This window comes from Cyanothece sp. BG0011, assembly GCF_003013815.1.
Taxonomy (GTDB): Bacteria; Cyanobacteriota; Cyanobacteriia; order Cyanobacteriales; family Microcystaceae; genus Crocosphaera.
This window is the reverse complement of sequence record NZ_PRLH01000138.1, coordinates 34,218-57,928: the sequence shown is the minus strand read 5'-3', so window position 1 is coordinate 57,928 and position 23,711 is coordinate 34,218. Positions and strand designations below refer to the sequence as shown.

Below are 23,711 nucleotides of genomic sequence, written 5' to 3'. Positions count from 1 at the left end.
TGCTGATACTTAACTTTTCTTACCTTAAGGACTTAATGCCTTAACTTAATTTTTTAAATTTCAAAGGGAATTTACATAAGTTTTCCCCCTGTCATCTTCTTAAAAATCCTGGTTAGATAGAACTATCAACCGAAATAAATGCAGTTATCCCCAGGGTAAACCTTCATTTATTTCTATTATTAAAAAGGATGTAAGCCTTATGTTTTTAGCAAAAACTGACCTAAAACAAATCAATACCATTACCCATGAAGGAAAAGTGATCGTTTTCGTAACCGATAGTCAAGGTCAAATTTATTACACCATTAAACAAGATGGCTATGAAGAAAGCTATGGTAATACTGATGTAACGGGTTGGGAAAATTGGGATCTTTTACCTTTCCCTAATGAAGATCCTGACCCCTCAGTGATAGAAAAAGAAGCAGCAGAATTGACCGATCAAAATAATCATTATTTATTGCGATCGCGTTATCAAACCCAATCTTTAACGGCCGTCACCCCCATCCAATGTGTTTCAGGATTGGGCCATCTCTACGTTTTCCGTCAGTCGGTGGATAATACCTTATTGGTGGACCGTTTTGTTCTCGATGGGTTAACCCATAAGTTAGTGCGTAAATTGGAGGTTCGTTTCAAACGCAGTAAACAGAAGCATCAACCCTTACAAAATACCAATAATTCCTCCACTAACTCCCTGGGATTAGTTGATTCGTTGGATTTTCGTGACACAGAAGGGAATCCTTTTTATGAACCCACCACCGAACTTCCTTTAATCAATCAGTTGTCTAAGGGGTGGTTTTCCGTTGTCTTGTTACCCACCAACGAACACGACAAATACCGTTGGCATTTTTATGCTTATAACCAGAAGACACAACAGATCGATATTTTATCCATTCGGGCCTCCTCAGAAGGGTTATTTAACATTCAAGACGAAACGGTGTTAGAACCCAAACCAGGAGAACCGGAAACCCTAATTCCTCGGTCTATTCCTGGGATTATTCAACGCTCAATTAACTTAGAAAACCTCACCATTACCCAAGGGTTAAGTGCCACCTCATATGATACCCAAGTCGAACGAACCATCGAAGGGGGAACCCAACTACTCAAAGAATCAACTAAAGTGTTATTAGCCGTTGTCACAGACCAAGGAACGGCAACCCTTAGCTTTGGAGTCGCAGGGGATGGAACCTTAGCAACCCTAGACGAAACCCCTGTTTTTAACCTGGTACGCAACGATGCACAAGACCTTTTACTCCCCTTAGACACTTTAGATGAAATTAAGTCCCTTGGGGAGAGTACCCCACCCCCCCAAGGAACCATCACAGGGATGGCCCGAACCTCAGAGGATTTAGTTCAAATTACCTCAAAACAAGCTAAAAAGTTGCAGTATGGGGACGTGATTAAAATTGAGGGAACTCAGCATTACAATGGTCATTATATCGCCCAAAAAGTCGATGATCAGACCTTTGAAATTCAGGCCCATTGGGTAGACACCGAAGTGGGACAATGGGAAGTGATTCCCGAAGAAGAGACCGGATTAATCTTCGATGGGATTATTACTGCTTACGAATTGACCGAAAACGGCAACATACGGGTCATTAGTCCTAATCATGGCTTAGAAAATGGGGATGAAGTTCAAATTATCAACACTCAACCCTATAATGACATCTATGCAATCACAGCCATTGACGGCGATCGCTTTACGGTCAATATTCCCTGGCAACCAGGGGAAGCGGTTAACCTGAAATTAGCTTCTCGTAAGCGTCGGGGAGTCTCTTTTGATGGGAAACAGGACTCAATTACCCTGCCTTCGGTTCCTCTTAAACCCCCTTCTGCTGATTATTCCTTTGCTCAAACTTACACCGTTTGGGTCTATCTTTCTGCTGAAAAAACAGACAAACAAGTTTTAATTGCCCAAAAAGAGGGTTTAACTGGCTTATTTCTCCAAAACAATCAACTGAGTTTTAACATAGCCCATGACAAAGCCTTAGAAACCCTAACTTCTCCTGAATCTCTTCCGATAGGTCAATGGGTGCATTGTGCAGGGAGTTTTGCTTATGATGCGGATAGCCAAACCACCACTTTAACCCTGTGTCAAAATGGCCAAGCAATGGCCACTAAAACCTTTAAAGGGGTTCCCTTAGTTGCCAACAACTGGAAACCAGAATTTTCTCTTGCTGGAGTCAAAAATAAAGACTTTTTTGCTGGAAAATTAGCCAATGTTCGCATTTGGAACACCGCTAAACCCCCCCAAGACATCAAAGATACCATGTATCTACAATTAACCGGACGAGAAGTCAATTTAAGCGGTTACTGGCGTTTAGGGGCGATTTCTGAGGGGAAAGAACGTACCGTTGTGGATTTTTCCGTTCATGGTAACCATGGCATTGTTCACGGGGATGCCTTTGTCAGTGCCATTACCCTCAACCGTACCCTAGGGGATGGGAAAACCCCAAGCGTTAAATATAGTAATCCCGAACTGGTAGCGGTAACCCAACGGGGAACCTATACGGAGTCCTTTGAGTTTAAATTGAATACAGAAGACGATCCCAATAACCTTGAAGGTAAACCCCTCTTTAAGTTCAGTTATTGGGGTAAAAGTAGTCGTAATGCTCAAAATACTCGGGAAATTATCGGAGAAACCGCCCAATTTCAACCCCTTGGGGAAGGATGGTATCAAGCAACGGGACGCTTTACCGTTCCCGATGGAGTGACCTTAGTGCGGAGTTTTGAAATTAGCGACATTGAAGGGAATTGGCAATTTTTAGACCTTCGCAAACATCGCATTCGTTTAGTCTCTGATACCATCACCCAAGCTATCTATCAAGATAAAATTACCTTAGAACCCCTTAATCAAGACTATGACGAACTCAAATCTAGTTTACAGAAGCTTGATCCCCTAGAGAAGCAAGAAGCTGCTTTATTAGAAGAAAAACGCCGTTTAGAAGCTGCGTTAGCTGCGGTTCGTGATCCCAATTTAGCCACGAGAATTCGTAACCAAGAAGGATTAATTCGGATCTTAAAAGGTCACATTACTCGCTATGAAGGAGACGTTACCCGTTATAGTCGTGATTATCAAACCCAAGTCAATGATCCCTGGAATTATTGGCATCGTTTAACCACTCGCAGTCGAGAAGGCAAGAACGAAGCCGCCCGTATCTATACCCAAGGAAAGAACTTCATTCAAGGGTTAGCCTGGGGCAATTATAGCAATCAAAAATTCAAATTTGAACGGGTTGACGGGACTTATTTCACCATTATCTGCCAATATGAAAACCGTATCTTAGATATGCAGACCTTTGGCAACCATGATATTTACGGTAACACCGATCATCATAAAGGAGCCAATCAACAATGGCGTTTAGAACGTCGGGGCAATTACTATCTGATTTATTCTCGCTATGAAAATCGGGTGATGGACTTACGCAACCGTTCCCACAGTATCTATGGTCATAACAATCCTCATGGTAAAGATAATCAACAGTTTCGTCTCACTCGCTTAAATGAACAGGCTAATAACAAGATTCGCGATGCCCAACGGCAGTTAACCACCGCTCAAGGAAACTTACAAAGCACTCGTCAAAGATTACAGCAAGCAGAGACCGAATTAGCCCGATTACAGGCAATTAGTGCCAATAAAGCCAACGAAGAAGCCAAATTAACCGCCCAGTTAAATCAGGTACTCGCCCAACTGCAAACGGTACAAACCGAATTAAATTCCTTGAATACCGCTTTTATTGCCGGGGTGCAAACCCTGGAGCAAACCCCCCAAACCATGGCTATTATCGGCAGAGATTCCCGTCAATTAGCAGTATCCGGGGCATTATTAACCTTTGTTCGTCCTGCCAGTCGTCTCACTTGCTTAGCCACCAGTGAGGGCAATGTTGAGTTAATTTACGTTGATACTGACGGGAAAATGCGTCAAACTCGTTTTGATGTGACGGCGGATAGTGCAAATATTGCCTTTGAACAGTGGATTCCCGAAGGGTTACGAACCTGTCTCAGCCTCAATCAAGCCGATAGCATGATTCTGCTCAAAGATAGTGAGGATTTGCGACGCAATGCACCCATTCCCCTTACCAAAGATTGGACCGTGGAAACCTGGTTTTTCTCTCCCCTTCCCCATCCCTTTAGTTACAATACCTTAGTTCGGGCTGAAACTGCCCCGGAACACCCTGTTTTAGTCAAAAATGAAGGCAGCCAACGATTGTTAGGCACTTACGTTAACGGTCAATTTTATCCCAGTGGGTTCGATATGGAACGATTGCCCTTCGGTTGGCATCATCTAGCGGTTGTGGGGCAAGGAGAAGGGGATAACGCCAGCACCACCTTTTATATTGATGGTCAAGTCGTGGGTCAAGTGGAAAAAGCAAAAACCAGCAGCGATATCTATGCGATCGGTAACTATCAAGGGGGGACCCAACCCTTTGGCAAATTGGCCGCCCTCGGCATTTGGCAAATTGCCCTGAAACCTGAAGAAATCGAAATCCACAGTAAAATGACCTTAAGGGGTAACGAACCTGGGTTAATGGCTTATTTTCCCTTAAATGAAGCCACCGGGGAAGAGGTGCGCGATCATTCCGGTAATGGCCGTCTGGGAAGGGTTGAACAAGGCAACTGGTGGGGGTGTAGCGCACCCATCGGTAACCCGGGTCATGCGGTGATGCAGTTTAATGGGGTGAATACCTACGTTGAAATTAGCCATGATCAGCGATTTAACCTCAGCAACAACTTTACCTTAGAAGCTTGGGTTAAACCTCGCAAAGTAACAGGAATTCAACGGATTTTCTCAAAAGCCGGTGCCTATGGCTTTGGGTTAAACGGCAATCAACTACGCTTTACTACCTATGGACGCAAGGATTACGATACCCAGAAAGGGAAGTTAACGGTGGATCAGTGGCATCATTTAGCGGTGGTTTTGGATCAGAACAATACTGCCCATTTCTACGTGAATGGAGCATTGATCGACTCCATTGCGGGAACCGTGCCGGCTAATACCAGCAGCCATCCTTGCGAAATTGGCCGCGATAACCGTTATACGAACGAATTTTGCGACGGTTACATTGCAGAAGTTCGTTTATGGAAGACAGCCCGATCTCAAGGGGAGATTCAAGAAACCAGGTTATCTCGTTTGAACGGCACAGAACCGGATTTAGTGGCCTATTGGCCCTTGGATCAATTGGATATGATGCAATCTCCCTCCACCGTTGCCGATTTAACGGAACATCCCCCCGGAATCGTCCGAGATGCGGTCATCGTCGAAGATAACGCCCTACCTCTCATTAATTCCGCCTTAGTGAGTGCTGAATATAGTACCATTAGTCTCGATCCCGATACGGATCAGAAGATGGCCCTGATGCGTCGTTTCTTCGCTTTGCCGAGTCACGATGGGATTCAATTATTCAGTGATAAACGGGTCGAAGCCTTAGACTTACGCTGGATTGGCAATGCTCAATTTGCTCCTACCTTATTGGGTTATATTGAAGGTGCGCCCCCTGTTCCCAGTGAAAATTTGACCCTTGAAGACGACTATAATGGGGCCACTGCCGTCGAATTAAGTCAGTCCCAAGATGTGGATTATAGTTGGACGCGATCGCAAGAATCGGGCCTGGGGGCAAGTTTTGACCTCTTTACCGGGGTAGATGAAGATATCCGAGGGGGCCCATTAGTGGTTTCTAAGCGCATCGCAGCCACACGGGCAGGATTTAAAGGCAATCTTGACTTTACTTACAATTTCCTCAATGAAAGCAATATTACTGCTAGTTCCAGCAGTCAATTTAGCGATCGCCTGGAATTACGGGGAACCCAAGAACCTAACCCCAAGTTTCCCCATCTGGGTAAACGATTTATTCCGAAAAATGTGGGCTATGCCCTGGTTGTGTCGGGTTTAGCGGACGTTTTCGTCACAAGACTACGGCGTTCGGGGCGTATGGTAGGTTATCAGGTGCTTCCCGTGGAAGATGTTCCCCCGGATGTCAATACCATCACCTTTTTAATCAATCCTGCCTACACCATGAATGGGAGTTTAGACGGGCAAACCGGCAGCGAAGCCACCAGTGAGCGTTTCTTTAAGCACGTGCCTGAAATGCGATCGCAATACGGTTCTCTTTATCCGGCGAGTTATTATCGCTTACAAGAGGCTTATGATCTCAAACAGCAGATCGAGAATGAAGATGCCCGTCGCGCTTCCTATTTTGCCCAATTTAATGCCCGTTTAGTGGATGAAACGTCTTTAAATCGAGAAATTGACCGTGGAGAAGCCCCCCAAACTGTGACGGTGAATCGTCAAGAAGAGGAAGGGTTAACCGAAGAAGAACAAGCCGCCCAACGGGATAATATTGAACGACAAGGTCAGGAAAATGTGGCCAATCGTTCCCAGGCAGTAGAGGCAAAACAGCGCGAAATTGAATCTAAAATTGCCGATCAAGAACAACGCACCCAAGCCGTAGAAAGCTTTGCCGGTTGGCAGAAAAAAATGGAAGATATCCAAATTCGGGCCGGCAAACGTAACATCGTCAATACCTATGTCTGGGATGGGGATGGGGGATTACGCACCGAAGCCCAAAGCTTTGCCAGTACCGTTGAACACAGTATCGGGGGATCATTTAACCTCAATGCCGGATTAGGGGCTGAAGGCAACTTTAATGCCCTTGGGGTGGCCGTGGAATTAACCGCACAAGCAACGGTTAATTTGACCCAAACCCTCAATAAAACCCAAGCCCGAAGTGAAGGATTTTCCTTAAATGTGGATTTAAGTGGGGTAGAAAGTCGCAATATTACTAATCATGACGATTATCCCCTCTTTCCTGGGCAAAAGGTGGATCGTTACCGCTTTATGAGTTTCTATCTCGAAGGCAATACCCAACATTTCCAAGACTTCTTTAACTATGTGGTTGATCCCGAATGGTTAGCCAGTAATGATGAAGAAGCCCGCGCCTTACGTCAAATTGATGTGAGTAAAGCCAACAAAACTTGGCGGGTGTTACATCGGGTGACTTATGTCGAACGTCCTGCTTTAATGGGGTTTGGTCAACTCTCATTCCCTTTACCCATGCAAGAGTCTCCTTCCACTCAAGACTTGTTAGGGAAACTCGAACAGCTAGAACAGGATAAACAATTGCTCAGCGATAAAGTTGATAAAATACTCTATCTGCTCCAATCGGCTAAGTTCTAAGGGTTGTGTTCGGTGGGTTAGACGGCTAAACTATGGGTGATGATTAGCACCTCATTAGGCCGTCTTTACCTCAAATTCTAAGCATGAAAGCCCCTGGCTTATAGACATGGGGATGAAATGCGATGGCAATTCATTGCCTACCTATCATATTTCATGTTAGACTAGATTGCGTAGTAGGTCGATGACGCAAGATGTTTATTCTAGAGTACAAGCTAAGGGGCAAAAAGCATCAATATCAAGCCATTGATGAGGCTATTCGCACAGTTCAATTTGTGCGAAACAAATGCCTTAGATACTGGGAAGATAACAAAGGTGTCGGTCAAAAAGATATCTATAAATACACAACTCAATTAAGAACTGAATATTCTTTTGTCAAAGCCCTTAACTCTACCGCTTGTCAACAAGCTTGCGAACGGACTTGGACTGCAATTCTTAGATTCTACAACAACTGCAAATCCCCCCAAGCCCCCCAAGCCCCCCTTAATAAGGGGGGAATCAAAAGGGGGATAGGATACCCAAAATATTCTAAACAGACTCGTTCTGTTGAATTTAAAAAGTCAGGGTGGAAACTTAATCGAGATACCAAGAGAATAACTTTCACTGATGGTAAAAACATTGGTGAATTAAAGTTAATTGGTAGTCGAGATTTATTCTATTTTCAAGAGTGGCAAATACAACGAGTAAGAATAGTTAGACGCGCTGATGGGTATTTTGTCCAGTTAATATTAAAGCTTGATGTTAGAGATATAGCACCTCAATTAGAACCTACTAAAAAATGTATAGGTTTAGATATGGGGTTAAGATATCTGTATGCTGATAGCAATAATAATGTTGTAGAACCTCCTAAGTATTATCGTAAAGCAGAAAAACGTCTTAATAAACTTAATAGAAGAAAGTCGAGAAAGTTTAGGAGGGGGAAAAAACAGTCTAATAACTACATCAAGGCTAGGAAAAAGTCTGCTAAGGGACATTTAAAAGTAAGTAGGCAACGAGAAGAGTTTAGCAAGAGATTAGCACTCCGTTTAATTCAGTCAAACGACTTGATAGCCTATGAAGATTTAAAAGTCAAGAACCTTGTGCGTAATAAGAAACTAGCTAAGAGTATCAATGACGCTGGTTGGTCACAATTAAGAAAATGGATTGAGTATTTTGGAGTTAAATATGGGAGATTAACTATTGCAGTTAATCCTGCATACACTTCTCAAGAATGCTTTAATTGTGGTCAATTAATCAAAAAGTCTTTATCAGTTAGAACTCATGTTTGTTCATGCGGATATGTCGAAGATAGGGACAAAATGGCTTCATTAAACATACTTAAAAAAGCTACGATAGGGCATATCGGAAGCTACTCGGAAGAGTTAAACGCTTGGGGAGATTCGACCTCTATTCTGGTTGGTAGTAATACCTGTCAGGGTAAGTTGAGTCAGTGAACCAAGAATCCCCCGAATTATATTCGTGGGGAGTGTCAACCACTACAATACAGAGGTTGCAGAAAGCATTATCAAGGTTTCCTGACATTTAAGCAAAAAGATAAAAAATCTTAATATTTTCTTTAGATATAGTCCTTTTTAGTCCACAAAACCCAGTGGGGTATACCTCGAAAAAAATGAGCAAAAATGTGTTATTATAAATTTGGAGAGTAGGATAGAGATAGAGTGCGTATATATAAGGTCACATAGACGTAACTCTATGAACACAATAAAAACAGCATTCCCAACACAACTGATAGACAGTACATATCAACTAAAACCGGAGGGTGGGTTAGACGGCTAAAATACAGGTTATGATTAGAATCTTATTATCCGTCGTAACCCACCAGAATAAGCACTGTAGATGAGTTAAGGAGAAAATCACGAATGCAATTAGAAGATTATTTTTTATTCATTTCTGAAGATGATATCAGAATTAAAGGTCATCGAATTGGAATAGATAACGTATTATTCTACTTTTTAGAAGGATATACACCAGAAGAAATTAAGGCAGTTTATCCTGATTTAAGTTTAGAGAAAATTTACGTCACGATTACCTATTATCTCCAAAATCAACAGGAAATTGATGCTTACTTATTACGCATACAACAGTGGAAAGAATCTCATTATCAAGAATCTCTTAAAAATCCATCTCCTCAAAGACAAAAAATGCAACGAATCAAACAACACAGACAAGCTTCATTAACCCTATGAAAATTAAATTCTTACTAGATGAAAACTTGTCACCACGTTTAAAAATTGCTGTCTTAAGATTAAATCCAGATATAGATATTTTACGCATTGGAGATACTAATACACCCCCATTAGGAACTCTTGACCCTGATGTTTTACAATATTTAGGATTATCTCAACGATTATTAGTTACCGATAATCGTACCAGTATGCCTGACCATTTAGAAGACTATTGGCAGAAAAATCAACAAATGTGGGGACTTTTTTGGGTACGTCCTATGACCACTATAGGGGAATTAGCTAAAGAATTAATTATGATTTGGGAGACAAGTGAAGCAGAAGAATGGATTAATGTTGTTGATTGGATTCCTTTTTGATTTATGATTACGTAAAACAATCGTAGGGTGGGTTAGACGGCTAAAATACAGGTTATGATTAGAATCTTATTATCCGTCGTAACCCACCATTTTAGGCGTTGAAACTGCTAGAATATTGTTGAAATCTACAACATAATTCAGAAACGCTACAATTGAGTTAAATATAAACTAAGAACATGGAAGATTATTCTCAGGAACTTGAGGAGTTAATTGCGCTTCACAAAGCCAATGAGTACGAAAAAGCTTTAGAAAAAGCACAAACTTTATTACAGAAATACCCGAACGTTCAAAGTATTCAATTTACTTGTTCTTCTATTTTTATATTTAATGGAGAAAAGTATAAAAGTATGGAACTTGTGGATAAGGGTATTCAATTGATGGAAACCTTGTATTCTTACTGTCATCAAATTGACCCACGAGATATTTTTAATAATCAATTAAGACTAGAAATCAATTTATCTTTAGGTTATGATGCTAAGGCCAAGTTACTTAATCGTGTAACGGAAACAAAACAAATTGAAGCTATCAAACAAAAACAAAAAAGATTTATACAGAATACTATTCTCGCTAAAAAAAGATTAAATCCCAATGATTTTTCTTCTCTAACAAATAATTATGCAGCTTTACTATCTTTTTTCGGTCGTTGCGTGGAATCAGTAGATTATTATTGTGATGCTTTAGAAGTTAATAAAGATAATTCTTTTGCAAAAGGAAACTTAGGAGTTGCTTTTTTGCCACTAATTCCTCTTTCCAAAAAATATGGGCTTAAAATTAGTTTTCAATCTTGGCAACTTTTAACAAAAGCTATAAAAAATAATGATAAACTCAAAACTTCTAATGGAAAACCAGTTCCTAATGGAGAAGAAAGCATTACTAATTTTACTAAAGCTTTGGGAGAAATTGAAACCATGATAAATTTATCTTTTGATGATGGATTATATAAACTTATAGAGGTAATGAAAAAAATAGAATCAGGACAAGATTTTCAGCCTTCTTCTTACTTAAAATTTATAGGTGATAAGCGACTTATATTAACGGTTAATCCTGAAATATGGAATTTTAAAAACGACTATAAAGATGATTTACCTTTGCCTAATGTAATCACCACCGACATTGAGAAAGAAAAAAATAAAACATTATGCTATATTTTTAACCAAATTAAAGAAGAATTTGCGACTGCTAGACATTTATATTATCAAAGTTTCTCTCAAGATCAAGAACTCATTGAACTTAGTAACATTACTGAATATATTGATACATTAGATTCTGCTGACTTTGGTTTTAAAAGTGGGTTTTTAAAAACAAGTTTACGTCTTGCTGTTGATTTATTAGATAAATGTGCAGGATTTTTGAATTTATATTTAGAACTTGGTAATGATCCAACTAAAGTTACGTGGAATAATGTCTGGTATAAAAAATTGAAGTATAAAAACAGTTTTGATAATAGCTTGAATCCTATTATTGGTCAAAAAGTAGAATATAATTCGTATTTAAAGGCATTAGTTAGTGTAAGAAAAGACCTTTATGATAAAGAGTATGAAGATTTTTATCCATTCAAAATTCTAAGAGATTATGTAACGCACCAAGGAATTACTTTACATCAAAATGAAGTCATGGATACATCCAAAGTAAACTACAGTTTAGAACAAATGCAAGAAGAAACTTATTTTTTATTGAGAATGGTCAAAGCAGCAATTATCTACTTAGTTGGTGTAGTAATGATTGAAGAAAAAGAAAAAGAAAAAAAGACTCACAATATAGTTAATACTACTTTCTATACTAAACCTGGACTATCAGATAGAACAATCAATTAAACTACACTAAAATATAAAGTATTCAAACTCAACAAAAACGAAACTAAAAGTTAATTAATGACAGAAGCAACTGCAAAAGTTCAAGTAATTGGTGGAGGGTTAGCCGGCACCGAAGCAGCCTGGCAAGTGGCACAAGCTGGCATACCCGTGATCTTGCACGAAATGCGTCCTATTCGCACCAGTCCCGCTCATCATAGCCAAGAATTAGCCGAATTAGTCTGTAGTAACTCTTTTGGGGCAATGTCGAGCGATCGCGCGGCGGGACTTCTCCATGAAGAATTACGTCGCCTCAACTCCATCATCATCCAAACCGCCGATAAACACGCCGTCCCAGCCGGTGGTGCGTTAGCCGTCGATAGAGGGGTCTTTAGCCACCAATTAACCCAAACCTTAGCCACACACCCTTTAATCGAATTAAGACGCTCAGAAGTCCAGGAAATACCCTCAGACGGCATTGTTATTTTAGCCACTGGCCCCCTTACCTCTCCTGTTTTGGCTGAAAAGTTACAACAGTTCACCGGCATGGCTTATATGAGCTTTTTTGACGCAGCCAGTCCTATCATTGTGGGGGACTCCATCAACCGAGACATCGCCTTTTTAGCCTCCCGATACGACAAAGGAGAAGCCGCCTATCTTAACTGTCCCCTCAACTCTGAACAATATTTACAGTTTCGTGACGAACTTTGCACCGCAGAACAAGCGGAATTAAAAGAATTTGAACGAGAAACCGCCAAATTTTTCGAGGGATGTTTGCCTATCGAAGAATTAGCCCAACGGGGAGAAGATACCATGCGTTACGGACCTTTGAAACCCGTGGGGTTATTTGATGCAAGGTTAGGGGACTTTCGTGATCCCGAAAACAAGGAAAAACGACCTTATGCTGTTGTACAACTACGGCAAGAAGATAAACAAGGTAAACTGTGGAATATGGTTGGTTTTCAAACTAATTTGAAATGGGGTGAACAAAAACGGGTATTTCGTCTTATTCCTGGTTTAGAGAATGCCGAATTTGTTCGCATGGGTGTGATGCACCGTAACACCTTCATCAACTCTCCCCAGTTACTTGAACCTACCCTACAGTTTAAAAGCCGTACCACCCTGTTGGCCGCAGGACAACTCATCGGGACCGAAGGTTATACCGCAGCATCGGCCGGGGGATGGTTAGCCGGGACAAACGCTGCACGCATAGCATTAGGGTTAGAACCCATTGTATTACCTTCTACGATGATGATGGGTGCATTATTTGAGTTTATCAGTAGTGCCTCCCCGAAACATTTCCAACCCATGCCGCCTAACTTTGGTATTTTACCCGATTTACCCGTCAGAATTCGCAATAAACGGGAAAGATACGGAAAATATCGAGATCGCGCTTTAGCTGATTTAAATGACTGTCAAACTCGGTTAAATAATCATCAAAAAAATGCGGTAATCTTAGTATAAATAATAGGGCGAATAACCTTCGCCCCTACTGATGCAAAAATACATTTTTTCGTGAGGATAGCTTAAGATGGTTGTTGCAAAAGAAAACTTTTATATGACTCCTGAAGAATACCTGGAATGGGAAGAAAAACAACCCCTTAAATATGAATATATGGAGGGGGAAGTTTACGCTATGACTGGGGGAACTATTCCTCATAATACTATTGCTTTAAACTTAGCTTGTACCCTTAAAAATCATCTCAAGGCAAAAGGGGGTAGAGTATTAGTATGTGGTGCTAAAGTACAGATATCAGAAACAGGGCCTTATCATTATCCTGATGTGGTTGTTAGTTGCGATGAAAGGGATAAAAAAGCCATCAAGTTTCTGCAACATCCTTGTTTAATTATTGAAGTGCTTTCTCCGAGTACCGAAGGATTTGATAGAGGTAAAAAATTTAGAAACTATCGCCAGATTGAAACCTTGAAAGAATATGTTTTAGTGAGTGCAGATCAAAAATTAATTGAGTGTTTTCGTATCAACGATAAGGGAGTTTGGGAATTGTATATTTTTGACGAAAAGGAGGAATTAAAATTAGACTCAATTGATTTTACTTGTCCTGTTGAATTAATATATGAGGATGTCATCTTAACTGACGAAAGCAAATCGTAACATAGTCTTTTAGACTGTACAAATTAAGGAGAAAAGTTATCGAGATAATAGGGTCTAAAACCTGCCTTTTTAAAGCGAAACGTTTTTGAGGCGAGGCTTAAATCCTTGTCTCAAAAACAACTTCTGACTTCTGACTTCTGACTTCGTTAAGCCTTCCCCTTTTCCTGGAATGAACCCTTATTTAGAACTCCCTCAATTTTGGTCACAAGTTCATACTCATTTAATTGTTGCAATCGCTGATTATATGAACCCTATTTTAAGGCCAAAATATCGTATGTCTATGGAACAAAGAGTTTATACAGACACTAACAATGATGATAATTTAGAATTAGTAGGTATTCCCGATAATGTTCTGTTTTCTCCTAGTTCAAAACAAACTGAAACCTCATCTAATATTGCGGTTGCTCCCCCAAAAGTTCAACCATTACCTATTACTATTCCCCAACCAGAAACCGTTAAAGAATGGTATTTACAAGTCAAAAATGTAGAAACTCAAGAAGTCGTTACAGTGATTGAAATTTTATCAACCAAAAACAAAAAAATGGGAGAAGGAAGGACAAAATATTTAAGAAAAAGAGAACAAGTATTAATGAGTTTAACTCACTGAATAGAAATCGATTTATTACGAAAAGGTGAGATAATGCCCATGAATGTAGATGAGAGAATAAAATCAGATTATCGTATTATAATTAGTCGAAGCGATCGCCGTCCCAAAGCAGAACTCTATGCCTTTAATTTAGCACAAGAAATTCCTTCTATTCCCTTACCTTTAAAAGCAGAAGATCAAGAACCTTTAATCCCTTTACAAGAGTTATTACACAGTCTTTATGAGAGAGGTAGTTATGATTTAGCCATTAATTATCAAAAACGAACATTAGAAGATTTATCCGAAACTGATCAAACTTGGATTAATCATTTATTACAAGAACAAGAGTTGATTTAAAATAAATTCTAATCTTTTTTCTAAAACAAAATATTGATCCATAACTTAACTCCTTTATTCTTCCCAAAATTTAGTTAATAAAATGTCTTCAATGGTTTGACTATAAGGCCAAACTTTAGGAAAGTTAACCTCAGTATATTCTAAAGAAACCAACTCATAAGCATCTTCATATATCTCGGAGAAAACAGAAATAAAATAATTCCGTAAACTAGGAGATTGTTTAAGTAAACGTTGTAACCGGTTGCGCTGTTCTTTAATCGTTAATTCCCATCCTCGATAATCATTAGGACTTGGCACAAATAACCGCTTAAGAAGGTGAGATAACAAAACCTCTAAACGACTTTCTAACTCTCGTCTATCTCTTCCGGCCAAACCTTCTAACTCCTCAATTAAATGTTCGATATCTAATCGGTTTAAATCACCTTGTTTCAATTGCTCAATAGTGGTAAGTAACCATAAATTTAAGTCTTGTTCATACAAAAGTTTAGATGTAATTATTGAAGTCATAATCTTTTACTTTTTAACAATTATCTCTATTATTGTAACCCTAACTATTTTAGTCTATAGAGTTAATGCTCTTTTCCCTATTGTCTTTACAAAGTTTTTACAGCCATGATTTTATTTATTTTGTATAAAATAGAAAGAAGTCAAAAAAATTAGTTAATCTATCTACATGAAACGAACCGTTGCTTGGGTCATCAGCAGTTTAACAACCGTTACAGGAATTATTACCCCTAGTTTGGCTTTGAATACCTCCACCGGAGAAGCTGGCATTTATGCCCATCGCTTACACCAACAACCCTTAAATTTAACCGGGAAAAAAATTGCCATTGGACAAGTAGAAATCGGACGGCCAGGAATATTCGGCTTCGATAAAATCGCGGCTTGGAGTCCCACCTTTCAACTAGCAGGAGTTTACTATCAAAATCGGGACGTTAAATCTAACGGCAACCTAGATAACCACGCGGCCATGGTAGCCAGTGTTATGGTAAGCAAAGATAAAAGACTGCCAGGAGTCGCCCCAGATGCTAGATTATACGCTTCGGCCATTGGTGCCATTAAAGGAGGTGGCCAACCTCAAGAATGTTTAGCCAGTCAACATATTGCCCAACGCAATAGTGGAGATGTCAGGGCCATTAACTTTAGTTTCGGAGAATCCTTAGAACAAGATAATCGCAAGGATGCAAAGCTAGACGGCAACGCCCACTTAACCCAATGTATCGACTGGTCATCACGGGTTCATGATACCCTCTACGTCATCGCCGGCAACCAAGGAACCGGAGGTATTCCCATCCCCACAGACCACTATAACGGCATCACCACCGCCTACACCACCAAACGGGACGGAATCTATACAAAAGTGGATTTTGCCAACCTCAGCGCCCTTCCTGTGGGCATTGGCCGCAGTTTAATTAAACGGGAGATTAATGTCGGGGAAAGACGGGCCATTAATTTAACGGCCCCAGGGAGTAAAGTGGCGGTGTATGACCTAGCCGGAACCATCCAAGAAGTGAGTGGAACCAGCTTTGCCGCCCCCCATATCACCGCTTCAGTGGCCCTATTACAAGAATTCGGCGATCGCCAACTTCGCAACCAAGCACCTAACTGGAGTCTGGACTCTCGCCGTCATCAGGTCAATAAAGCGGTGTTACTCAATTCGGCCGATAAGATACAGGATAAGGGAAATGGTTTGTTATTGGGGATGATGCGGACGATTTTTAGTAAAACCCATTATACTTGGTTCGAGTCTGATGCTTACCGTAACCCGGACATTCCCCTGGATATACAAATGGGAACGGGCCACCTCAATGCACTTCGGGCCTATGAACAGTTTAGTGCCGGTCAATGGAAACCGCAAAACCCTGTGCCGGCAATGGGTTGGGACTATGACACCGTGAGCAAAGATAACTATCAAGAGTATGTTCTTTCTCAACCCTTACCAGAAAATAGTTTTGTTTCCATTACTTTAGTGTGGGATAGGGTGGTTGAACTCAATGACACCAATAAGAATGAGCGATACGATCTCGGAGAGACCTTTGAAGATCGAGGAATTAATAATCTTGATCTCTATTTAATGCCTGCCAATGCCGAGAATACCGCCGCCAGTCTCTGTCGTTCCGTGAGTCGGGCCGATAACATCGAACATATTTTTTGTCCTGTTACCAGCGCCGGAAACTACAAAATCCGAGTCCAGTATCAACAACAAGTCAATCAAGGGACTCAACCCTATGGCTTAGCTTGGTGGACCGTTCCCCAACATTCTGTAACAGTAGGTGCTAAGCAATAGGATGGCGAGTTTAGGTTATTCTAGAGAAAGGATTTAGATCGCAGCAACCGTTGTTGAAGCGGTTTCCTTTTAGGGTGTCTTAACTCCGAACACCAAACCACCGAACTCATGATGACATCTTAACTCGATGCTTCACCTCATCCTCTCTAATGACCGACTCTCCTATTGTTGTTCTTTTAATCGACGATCAACCCACCATCGGCGAAGCCATTCGCCGTATGTTAGCCTCAGAAAGCGACATTATCTTTCATTATTGCCGTGACCCCACAGAAACCCTAAGAAAAGCGACAGAGGTTCAACCAACGGTGATTTTACAGGATTTAGTCATGCCTGACATCGAAGGATTGATGTTAGTGAGATTCTTACGGGCTAAGGATGCACCCACCCACGACATACCTTTAATCGTGCTTTCGAGTAAAGAAGAACCCCTAGTGAAGGCTGAAGCCTTTCAACTGGGAGCCAATGACTATTTAGTCAAATTACCCGACAAAGTGGAGTTAATCGCCCGTATTCGTTACCATTCGGCTGCCTATAATAACCTGTTGAAGCGGAAAGAAGCAGAAGAAAAACTCAAAGAAGAAAACCTGCGTCTGAGTGCCGAAATTGAAATTACCCGACGCTTACAACAGATGATTCTCCCCAAAACCGAGGAATTACAACAAATCGAAGGGTTAGATATTGCCGGGTTTATGGAACCGGCCACCGATGTCGGGGGAGACTATTATGATGTGTTAAATCAAAATGGCCGGGTTAAAATTGGCATTGGAGATGTCACCGGCCATGGCTTAGAAAGCGGTGTGGTCATGATTATGGTACAAACTGCCATTCGTACCCTCATGACTCAAAACGAAGGGGACCCCCTCAAGTTTTTGTCTGTGATTAATCGCACCATTTTCGATAACGTCGAACGGATTAACTCCGATAAAAATTTAACCCTGTCTTTATTAGATTATGAAGATCATTGTCTACGGTTAAGTGGTCAACATGAATGCTTAATTGTGGTTAGAAAAGGAGGGGAAATTGAAATTGTTGATACCATTGACTTAGGATTTCCCGTCGGCTTAGAAGAAGATATTAGCGATTTTCTCGGAGAAACAGAAATATTATTAAACCCCGGAGATGTAGTGGTTCTCTATACTGACGGCATCACAGAGGCAGAAAATCCTGCAGGAGAGATGTATGGTTTAGAACGCTTATGTGAAATTGTTAGTCAAAATTGGGAACAATCAGCACAGGAGATCAAAACGGCGGTGATTGATGATGTGAAGCAACACATCGATACCCAAACCGTCTATGACGATATCACTTTATTGGTAATTAAACAAAAATAACACAAATGACAGCACCCTAATGAGGATCGCAATTGTTAATGATACGGTGATGGTCGTAGAAATGCTACGGCGCGTTGTTACTTCAGTCCCTGGCTATGACATCGCTTGGGTGGCCTATGATGGCAAAAGTGCGATCGCTTATTGTGCCAGAGATACCCCGGATCTCATCCTCATGGATATGATTATGCCAGAGCTAGACGGGGCCCAAGCCACCAAAATCATTATGCAACAGTCCCCCTGCGCTATTTTAATCGTCACGGCCGATATTAAAAAAAATTCAGCTAAAGTCTTTGAAGCCATGGGTTATGGGGCTTTAGATGTGGTCAGTACCCCAGTGATGGGACCCTCAGAAGACACCGTGTTAAACGAAGCTTTGTTAAAAACCATCGTTTCTATCGGCATTGTCATCGGCAGACTGAACCCGAAACGGCCCTCTTCTAAGTCAGCCACCAGCAGTGAGAAATCCGGTAAACATCACTCTTCTTATCCCCCTCGTCATTTACCCCCCCTAATCATTATTGGGGCTTCCACCGGAGGACCTAAAGCCTTGGCTGCTATTTTAGGAGAGTTTCCCCCTAATTTTGAGGCCAGTATTGTTATTATTCAGCACGTTGATGTGCAGTTTTCTCAAGGGTTAGCCAAGTGGTTGGACGAACAAACCCCGTTATCGGTTGTTTTAGCCTCGGAAGGGGATATGTTATTAGCAAGTAAAGTTTTGTTAGCAGGCACCAATGATCACTTAGTGTTACGTCCCAATTTAACGTTAACATACACTAAGGAACCTCACGATTATCCCTATCGTCCCTCCATCGATGTTTTTTGTGAGAGTGTGGCTCAATCTTGGAGTCGAAAAGGAATTGCTGTATTACTGACGGGGATGGGACGAGACGGGGCGATGGGACTTAAAACGTTACGTCGCAGAGGATGGCATACTATTGCCCAAAATCAACAAAGTTGTGTTGTCTATGGAATGCCGAAAGCGGCCGTCGAAATGGAGGCCGCCTCAGAAGTGCTGCCCTTAGCAGATATTCCTGCAACCCTCATCAAACGAGTCACACATATTCCTTAGCAAACTGAAACTCAATCATGAAAACCTATGAGATATATGGAGATTTTCAAGAGAATCTACCAGAAAGCGATCAATTCTTGGTAATTAGTTTTTCTCCTTCTTCGATTCCTTTAAAACAACGTTGGCGCAACAATGGCTTATCGGCGGATTTTGTGGCGGATTATTTAACCACTTTTTTTCCCGCTACTGAAGATGAACCCAGTACCATTGAACGGCAAAAAGAACTCAAAGGGGCCGTGAGTTATATTGCTAATGAACTTCTAGAAAATGCCATGAAGTTTCACGATGAAACCATTCATAGTACCATTCAGTTTGGTATTCATTTATTAGATGAAACCGTTATTTTATTTTCTAAAAATTGTATTCCCTCTCACGATTGGCCCAAATTTAAAACCATTATTAATGACTTAGTGAGTTCTGACCCCGAAGATTTATATGTAGCGCAAATGGAAAAATTAGCAGAAGAGGAAAATAGCAGTGCTTCAGGGTTAGGACTAATTACAATCTGTTGTGATTATGGAGCTAAGCTAGGATGGAAAATCGATAATAATCCTCAAGAAATTGGTATATTAACGGTGAATACTATGGTAAAATTAAAAGTATGATTTTAAAATGATCAAGACATCAAGGTTACCTAAATTAAGGAGAAATTAATTAAATTATGGAAATTAAAACCGACGACTATTGTGTTACTTATGAGCCTGAAACTGTTACCGTTAGTTTTAAAGGTTCATTAAGATTAAGTGGTAGTGACGAATATAAACCCATCGTTGAATTACTCCATGAAGCAGCCAAAGATGATCCCGAAACTATTACCCTAGATTTAAAAGAATTAGAATTTCTTAATAGTTCTGGCATTAGTATGTTATCAAAATTTGTTATTAATATTCGTAAGAAAAAAAATAGTTCAATCACTGTCAAAGGGTCTAATGACATTCCTTGGCAAGGAAAATCATTAAAAAATCTACAGCGATTAATGCCAAGTTTGACCCTAGAATTAGAATAAGTATTATGATTGATAAGCAACTCTCACAAGAGGAATTAATCCAGCAAAACAAAGCCCTTCAAAAAGAAATTGAAGAGCTAAAAGACGAGCAAGAAGACCTCGAAATTATGCTCGATACCATTACGGAACATTCAACAGATTTAGAGAACGAAATCTATGAAAAAAATCAAATCATGTTGAAGTATATAGAACAGGTTAAACTATTAACAGAAGCGGCTGCCGCCGTAGAAAACGAATCTTTTACCATTAATAGTCTTGATGAAGTTGCCTCAAGAGAAGACGAATTAGGGCAACTGGCCAGGGTGTTTCAAAACATGGCCAGACAAGTGGAAATTAGGGAAACCAAACTACGTCAACAAGTTCAAGAATTAAAAATTGAAATTGATAGAAGTAAGCAGGCAAAACAAGTGGCCGAAATTGTACAAACTGATTCCTTTAAAAATCTCAAAGAAAAACTCAAGCACTTAAAAAAGGCACGGAAAAATAAGCAGGGTGATGCTTAATTTATTAATTCTTTATGAAGCAACGCCCTATTAATGAGATTGTGGGGGGTAACTCCTGGCCGAGGAATCAGACTAATGGTTCCTGTATAAATTTTGAAGGTGTTTAATTCATCAAACTGATGTAAGTTTTTTTTCCAGGGAATCAACCACCCCATCAACCTATCCACTACAGATATCAGCCCTTCAGAATCCGTATTTGGCAAAACCGCAACACATTGATTATCACCATATTGCCCCACAAAATCCCCTCCTCGCTTTAAACTACTAGCTAACCCATAACTTAGCTGTTCAAGCATTTGAAACATGAGAGTTTCTGGGGAGTTGCTACTTTCTAAATCAATTTGACACACCACTAAGGATAAATATTGTTCGGCCCGGAGCATTCTTTGCCATTCTTGCTCTAAATAATCATCAAAAAGAGAAGAACTATAAACTTGAATTGATAAATTTAGTTGACTTTCCTTGTTTTTAATCGACTCTAAAAGACTCCATTGATTGGGTAATCGAGTGGTTATGTCATGGGATTCTTGGGTTATAACAGAATTGGGTGGGTCATTCTCTAATGGTTTCTCCTGGTTGCTTTTAATGAGTTGTTTGGCAAAAGAAAAGCTAATGGTTTGACCTTGCTGCGCTTTGTCTAAAGCCTCATTACGAATCGCTTGGGGAGTGGAGGGGGCTGCTAAGACATATAGGGCCGAGGGGGAAATGTCGACATCTTCTAAATCCTCTAAGTGAAATTGTTTACTAACCTGCATAAATTTATTAGCGGCCGAAACACTCCAATCAAATTCTACCTCTAACCAAGCCCGAAATTGTCCATGTTTCAATTGTTGTTTAATTTGACATAGATTATGACCAATAATATAGACATCTTGAGCGCAGCGACGGAGTCGATTTTTAATATCAATGGTTAACTCTTGAATCTGATGTCGCACTTGTGGATTTAATTGTTGATAGTTAAAATCCCTGACCTCAAGATTATTGGAATTAGAAAGTGAAATACTTTTATTTTGATTCATATTAATTCATTTCCTTAGTTATACTGCTGTTTAATTCGGTTTTGTTTAATATCACATCTCAAACAATGATAGATAAGGGCAACTTGCCATCGGTGAGTAGAGAGACTATTTCAAGCCAGTAATCATCGTTATCAAATGCGTATTACATTAAACAGGTTAGGGAATTGACGATTAAAAAGATTGAATGATGCTTCACTTAAAATAATACCTTGATACTTTTCAAAATTAAATTAAGTATTATTGCATCTCTATCAGATTGGTCAAATCTGGACATCAAACAAACCTAAAGGTCAATTATTTGAAACTCCATCCTTAAATAGATAAATTTTATACATTTACTTTTCCTTCATTGGTGGATGATTTCATTTTTTTGTTTCCCGTGAAGGGATACGAAACGTCATTTTTCGCATTAATCTTAAGACTGATTTCGTACATTATATTAAAAAAATTCTTTTATAAACAATCAACAAGTAACATATTTTTAAATTTAAGAATAAATAGTTGACAATTATTTTTTGAATGAATTAGTATTTAATTGAAAGTCAAGTGAAGGTGGCTTTTATTCAGAGTTATTTTGCTAAAAAGTAAAGTTTTAAAGATTGAAGTTGTGAGGACTGATCTTTAATCAGAATCAAATCACAACCGAAAAATCAATCATCGAAAAAATTTAATCAAATAAGGAAATGTTAACTCGACAAGGATAATGAACTTTCCTTAAACCAAGTATTAATCAAACCCCTACGAGATTTACTATGTCAACCCAACTCAATTCCACAGAAACGCAATTTGTCCCGGGTTCCCATCAAGACAAAGGCCCGACATCAGGTCATCAGAACTCCCAGGACAACGACATGACCCCTGAAAACCATCAACACATTTATGGTGGAGTCAGTAGCAACGCCCTAGAACTGCCTCGAACCCCTTTTAAACCCATCTCTACCTATCAGCGGCCCCCGGTTGAAGAACCCATCAATCCCTGGTCTTCTTCGGTTCAAACCCTGTTAGATAAACCCCCTGCCACCTTGCCTCAAAAGTTCATCTTAGGGGGCATGGCCTTTTGTCTGGCCGTTGGGGCCTGGGCCTGGTTTGGAACCCTCGAAGAAGTGGGCAAAGCCCAAGGAAAATTGGTGCCAGAGGGAGAAACCTATAAAATTCAGCCCATAGAATTGGGAAAAGTCACCGATATTGCCGTTAAAGAAGGACAAGAAGTGCAAGCCGGTCAATTATTAGTGGAATTCGATACAGAATTAGCCCAAAAAGAAATTGAGCGACTTCAAGAGATGATTCGAGCTTATCAAACCGAATTAGGGCAAAAATACACCCTACAACAACGGATTCAATTAGAAGCCGAAACCGATGCAGCCATTGCCTCAGCCGAATTGCAAGCCCAACAAGCGGTTATCGCCCATACCCAACTTAAATGTCGGTAAGGGGTCTCCCCTTATACGAATGTTAGGGGGAGGGGAATTACCGACCAAAAAATAAACCGACCATAGGGAGTCCTTTTAAACAGGAGATTGTTGTTTTTCAACATATTGTTTAAGTTGTTCAATCGTTACACCACCGCAAGTAGCAATAAAATAAGAACCAGTCCAGAACACAGGTTTTTGTCCATAAAATTGAGTTAAATGATCTGAAAAATCTTTTCTGATTAAACGAGAAGAAACAGTTTTTAAATTAGCAATAAATTTACTAAGTTGAACTTTAGGATTAAACTCAACAAGTAGATGAACATGGTCTGTTTCACCATTAAATTCTACTAATCGACAATCCCATTTACTGCAAGTATCTGTGAAAATTCGTTGCAGACGAGATAGGATGTCAGGGGTAATGACTTTTCTCCGATATTTAGTCACTAAGACAATATGTACGGCAAGTAAGTAAACTGACCTATTTTCTTTACTATAACTATTGTTCATTAACAACGATAAGTGCTACAATAA

General features: G+C 40.0%; 17 protein-coding genes and 1 pseudogene. 15 read left to right on the top strand and 3 right to left on the bottom strand.

The window, feature by feature from the left end:
* Positions 1-199 precede the first annotated feature (199 nt).
* The 8 genes and pseudogenes from C4E06_RS17190 (at position 200) to C4E06_RS17155 (ending at position 14,553) form a co-directional block, all read left to right on the top strand.
* A complete protein-coding gene (locus C4E06_RS17190; RefSeq protein WP_107669160.1) occupies positions 200-7,168 on the top strand; it encodes a LamG-like jellyroll fold domain-containing protein in 6,969 nt (2,322 codons plus the stop codon).
* Between the two features lie 191 nt (positions 7,169-7,359).
* Positions 7,360-8,598, top strand: a complete 1,239-nt coding sequence (locus C4E06_RS17185) for an RNA-guided endonuclease TnpB family protein (RefSeq protein ID WP_107669159.1) — start codon at positions 7,360-7,362, stop codon at positions 8,596-8,598.
* 426 nt (positions 8,599-9,024) lie between these two features.
* A complete protein-coding gene (locus tag C4E06_RS17180) occupies positions 9,025-9,351 on the top strand; it encodes a DUF433 domain-containing protein (RefSeq protein WP_107669158.1) in 327 nt (108 codons plus the stop codon).
* Positions 9,348-9,707: a DUF5615 family PIN-like protein gene (locus C4E06_RS17175; protein ID WP_107669157.1), complete on the top strand. Its 360-nt coding sequence runs from the start codon at positions 9,348-9,350 to the stop codon at positions 9,705-9,707. The genes C4E06_RS17180 and C4E06_RS17175 overlap by 4 nt, the downstream gene beginning before the upstream one ends.
* Before the next feature lie 176 nt (positions 9,708-9,883).
* A complete protein-coding gene (locus tag C4E06_RS17170; protein ID WP_107669156.1) occupies positions 9,884-11,521 on the top strand; it encodes an LA2681 family HEPN domain-containing protein in 1,638 nt (545 codons plus the stop codon).
* 57 nt (positions 11,522-11,578) lie between these two features.
* Entirely contained in the window at positions 11,579-12,961 is a 1,383-nt protein-coding gene (trmFO, locus tag C4E06_RS17165; protein WP_107669155.1) for an FADH(2)-oxidizing methylenetetrahydrofolate--tRNA-(uracil(54)-C(5))-methyltransferase TrmFO, read from the top strand.
* Positions 12,962-13,028: 67 nt separating this feature from the next.
* Positions 13,029-13,610: a Uma2 family endonuclease gene (locus C4E06_RS17160; RefSeq protein ID WP_107669154.1), complete on the top strand. Its 582-nt coding sequence runs from the start codon at positions 13,029-13,031 to the stop codon at positions 13,608-13,610.
* 169 nt (positions 13,611-13,779) lie between these two features.
* Positions 13,780-14,553 (top strand): annotated as a pseudogene (locus tag C4E06_RS17155) (DUF4058 family protein).
* Between the two features lie 54 nt (positions 14,554-14,607).
* Here the strand turns inward: C4E06_RS17155 and C4E06_RS17150 are convergent.
* Positions 14,608-15,060 carry a DUF29 domain-containing protein gene (locus C4E06_RS17150; protein ID WP_107669153.1) on the bottom strand — a complete coding sequence of 151 codons (453 nt, stop codon included), beginning with the start codon at positions 15,058-15,060 and terminating at the stop codon, positions 14,608-14,610.
* A gap of 166 nt (positions 15,061-15,226) precedes the next feature.
* Here C4E06_RS17150 and C4E06_RS17145 point away from each other — a divergent pair, with 166 nt between their 5' ends.
* The 6 genes from C4E06_RS17145 to C4E06_RS17120 all read left to right on the top strand — a co-directional run bounded on the left by C4E06_RS17145 (position 15,227) and on the right by C4E06_RS17120 (position 20,749).
* Positions 15,227-16,840: a S8 family serine peptidase gene (locus C4E06_RS17145; protein ID WP_107669152.1), complete on the top strand. Its 1,614-nt coding sequence runs from the start codon at positions 15,227-15,229 to the stop codon at positions 16,838-16,840.
* 149 nt (positions 16,841-16,989) lie between these two features.
* Complete coding sequence (locus C4E06_RS17140; protein ID WP_107669151.1) at positions 16,990-18,171, top strand: PP2C family protein-serine/threonine phosphatase; 1,182 nt, start codon at positions 16,990-16,992, stop codon at positions 18,169-18,171.
* A 19-nt stretch (positions 18,172-18,190) separates the two neighbouring features.
* Entirely contained in the window at positions 18,191-19,240 is a 1,050-nt protein-coding gene (locus C4E06_RS17135) for a chemotaxis response regulator protein-glutamate methylesterase (RefSeq protein WP_107669150.1), read from the top strand.
* A 17-nt stretch (positions 19,241-19,257) separates the two neighbouring features.
* On the top strand, positions 19,258-19,845 hold the full coding sequence (locus C4E06_RS17130; RefSeq protein WP_107669149.1) for a DUF6272 family protein: 588 nt from the start codon (positions 19,258-19,260) through the stop codon (positions 19,843-19,845).
* A gap of 56 nt (positions 19,846-19,901) precedes the next feature.
* Positions 19,902-20,246, top strand: coding sequence for a hypothetical protein (locus tag C4E06_RS17125; RefSeq protein WP_107669148.1), 345 nt, complete (start codon positions 19,902-19,904; stop codon positions 20,244-20,246).
* A gap of 5 nt (positions 20,247-20,251) precedes the next feature.
* Complete coding sequence (locus C4E06_RS17120) at positions 20,252-20,749, top strand: HAMP domain-containing protein (protein WP_107669147.1); 498 nt, start codon at positions 20,252-20,254, stop codon at positions 20,747-20,749.
* Here the strand turns inward: C4E06_RS17120 and C4E06_RS17115 are convergent.
* On the bottom strand, positions 20,746-21,768 hold the full coding sequence (locus C4E06_RS17115; protein WP_107669146.1) for a diguanylate cyclase domain-containing protein: 1,023 nt from the start codon (positions 21,766-21,768) through the stop codon (positions 20,746-20,748). The genes C4E06_RS17120 and C4E06_RS17115 overlap by 4 nt on opposite strands.
* 752 nt (positions 21,769-22,520) lie before the next feature.
* Between C4E06_RS17115 and C4E06_RS17110 the strand changes: the two genes are divergently transcribed.
* On the top strand, positions 22,521-23,198 hold the full coding sequence (locus C4E06_RS17110) for a biotin/lipoyl-binding protein (RefSeq protein ID WP_198648773.1): 678 nt from the start codon (positions 22,521-22,523) through the stop codon (positions 23,196-23,198).
* Between the two features lie 75 nt (positions 23,199-23,273).
* On the opposite strand, the gene tnpA is transcribed toward C4E06_RS17110, so the two are convergent.
* Positions 23,274-23,687 (bottom strand): IS200/IS605 family transposase, encoded by a 414-nt coding sequence (tnpA, locus tag C4E06_RS17105; RefSeq protein ID WP_107666573.1) that lies wholly within the window; start codon positions 23,685-23,687, stop codon positions 23,274-23,276.
* Positions 23,688-23,711 lie beyond the last annotated feature (24 nt).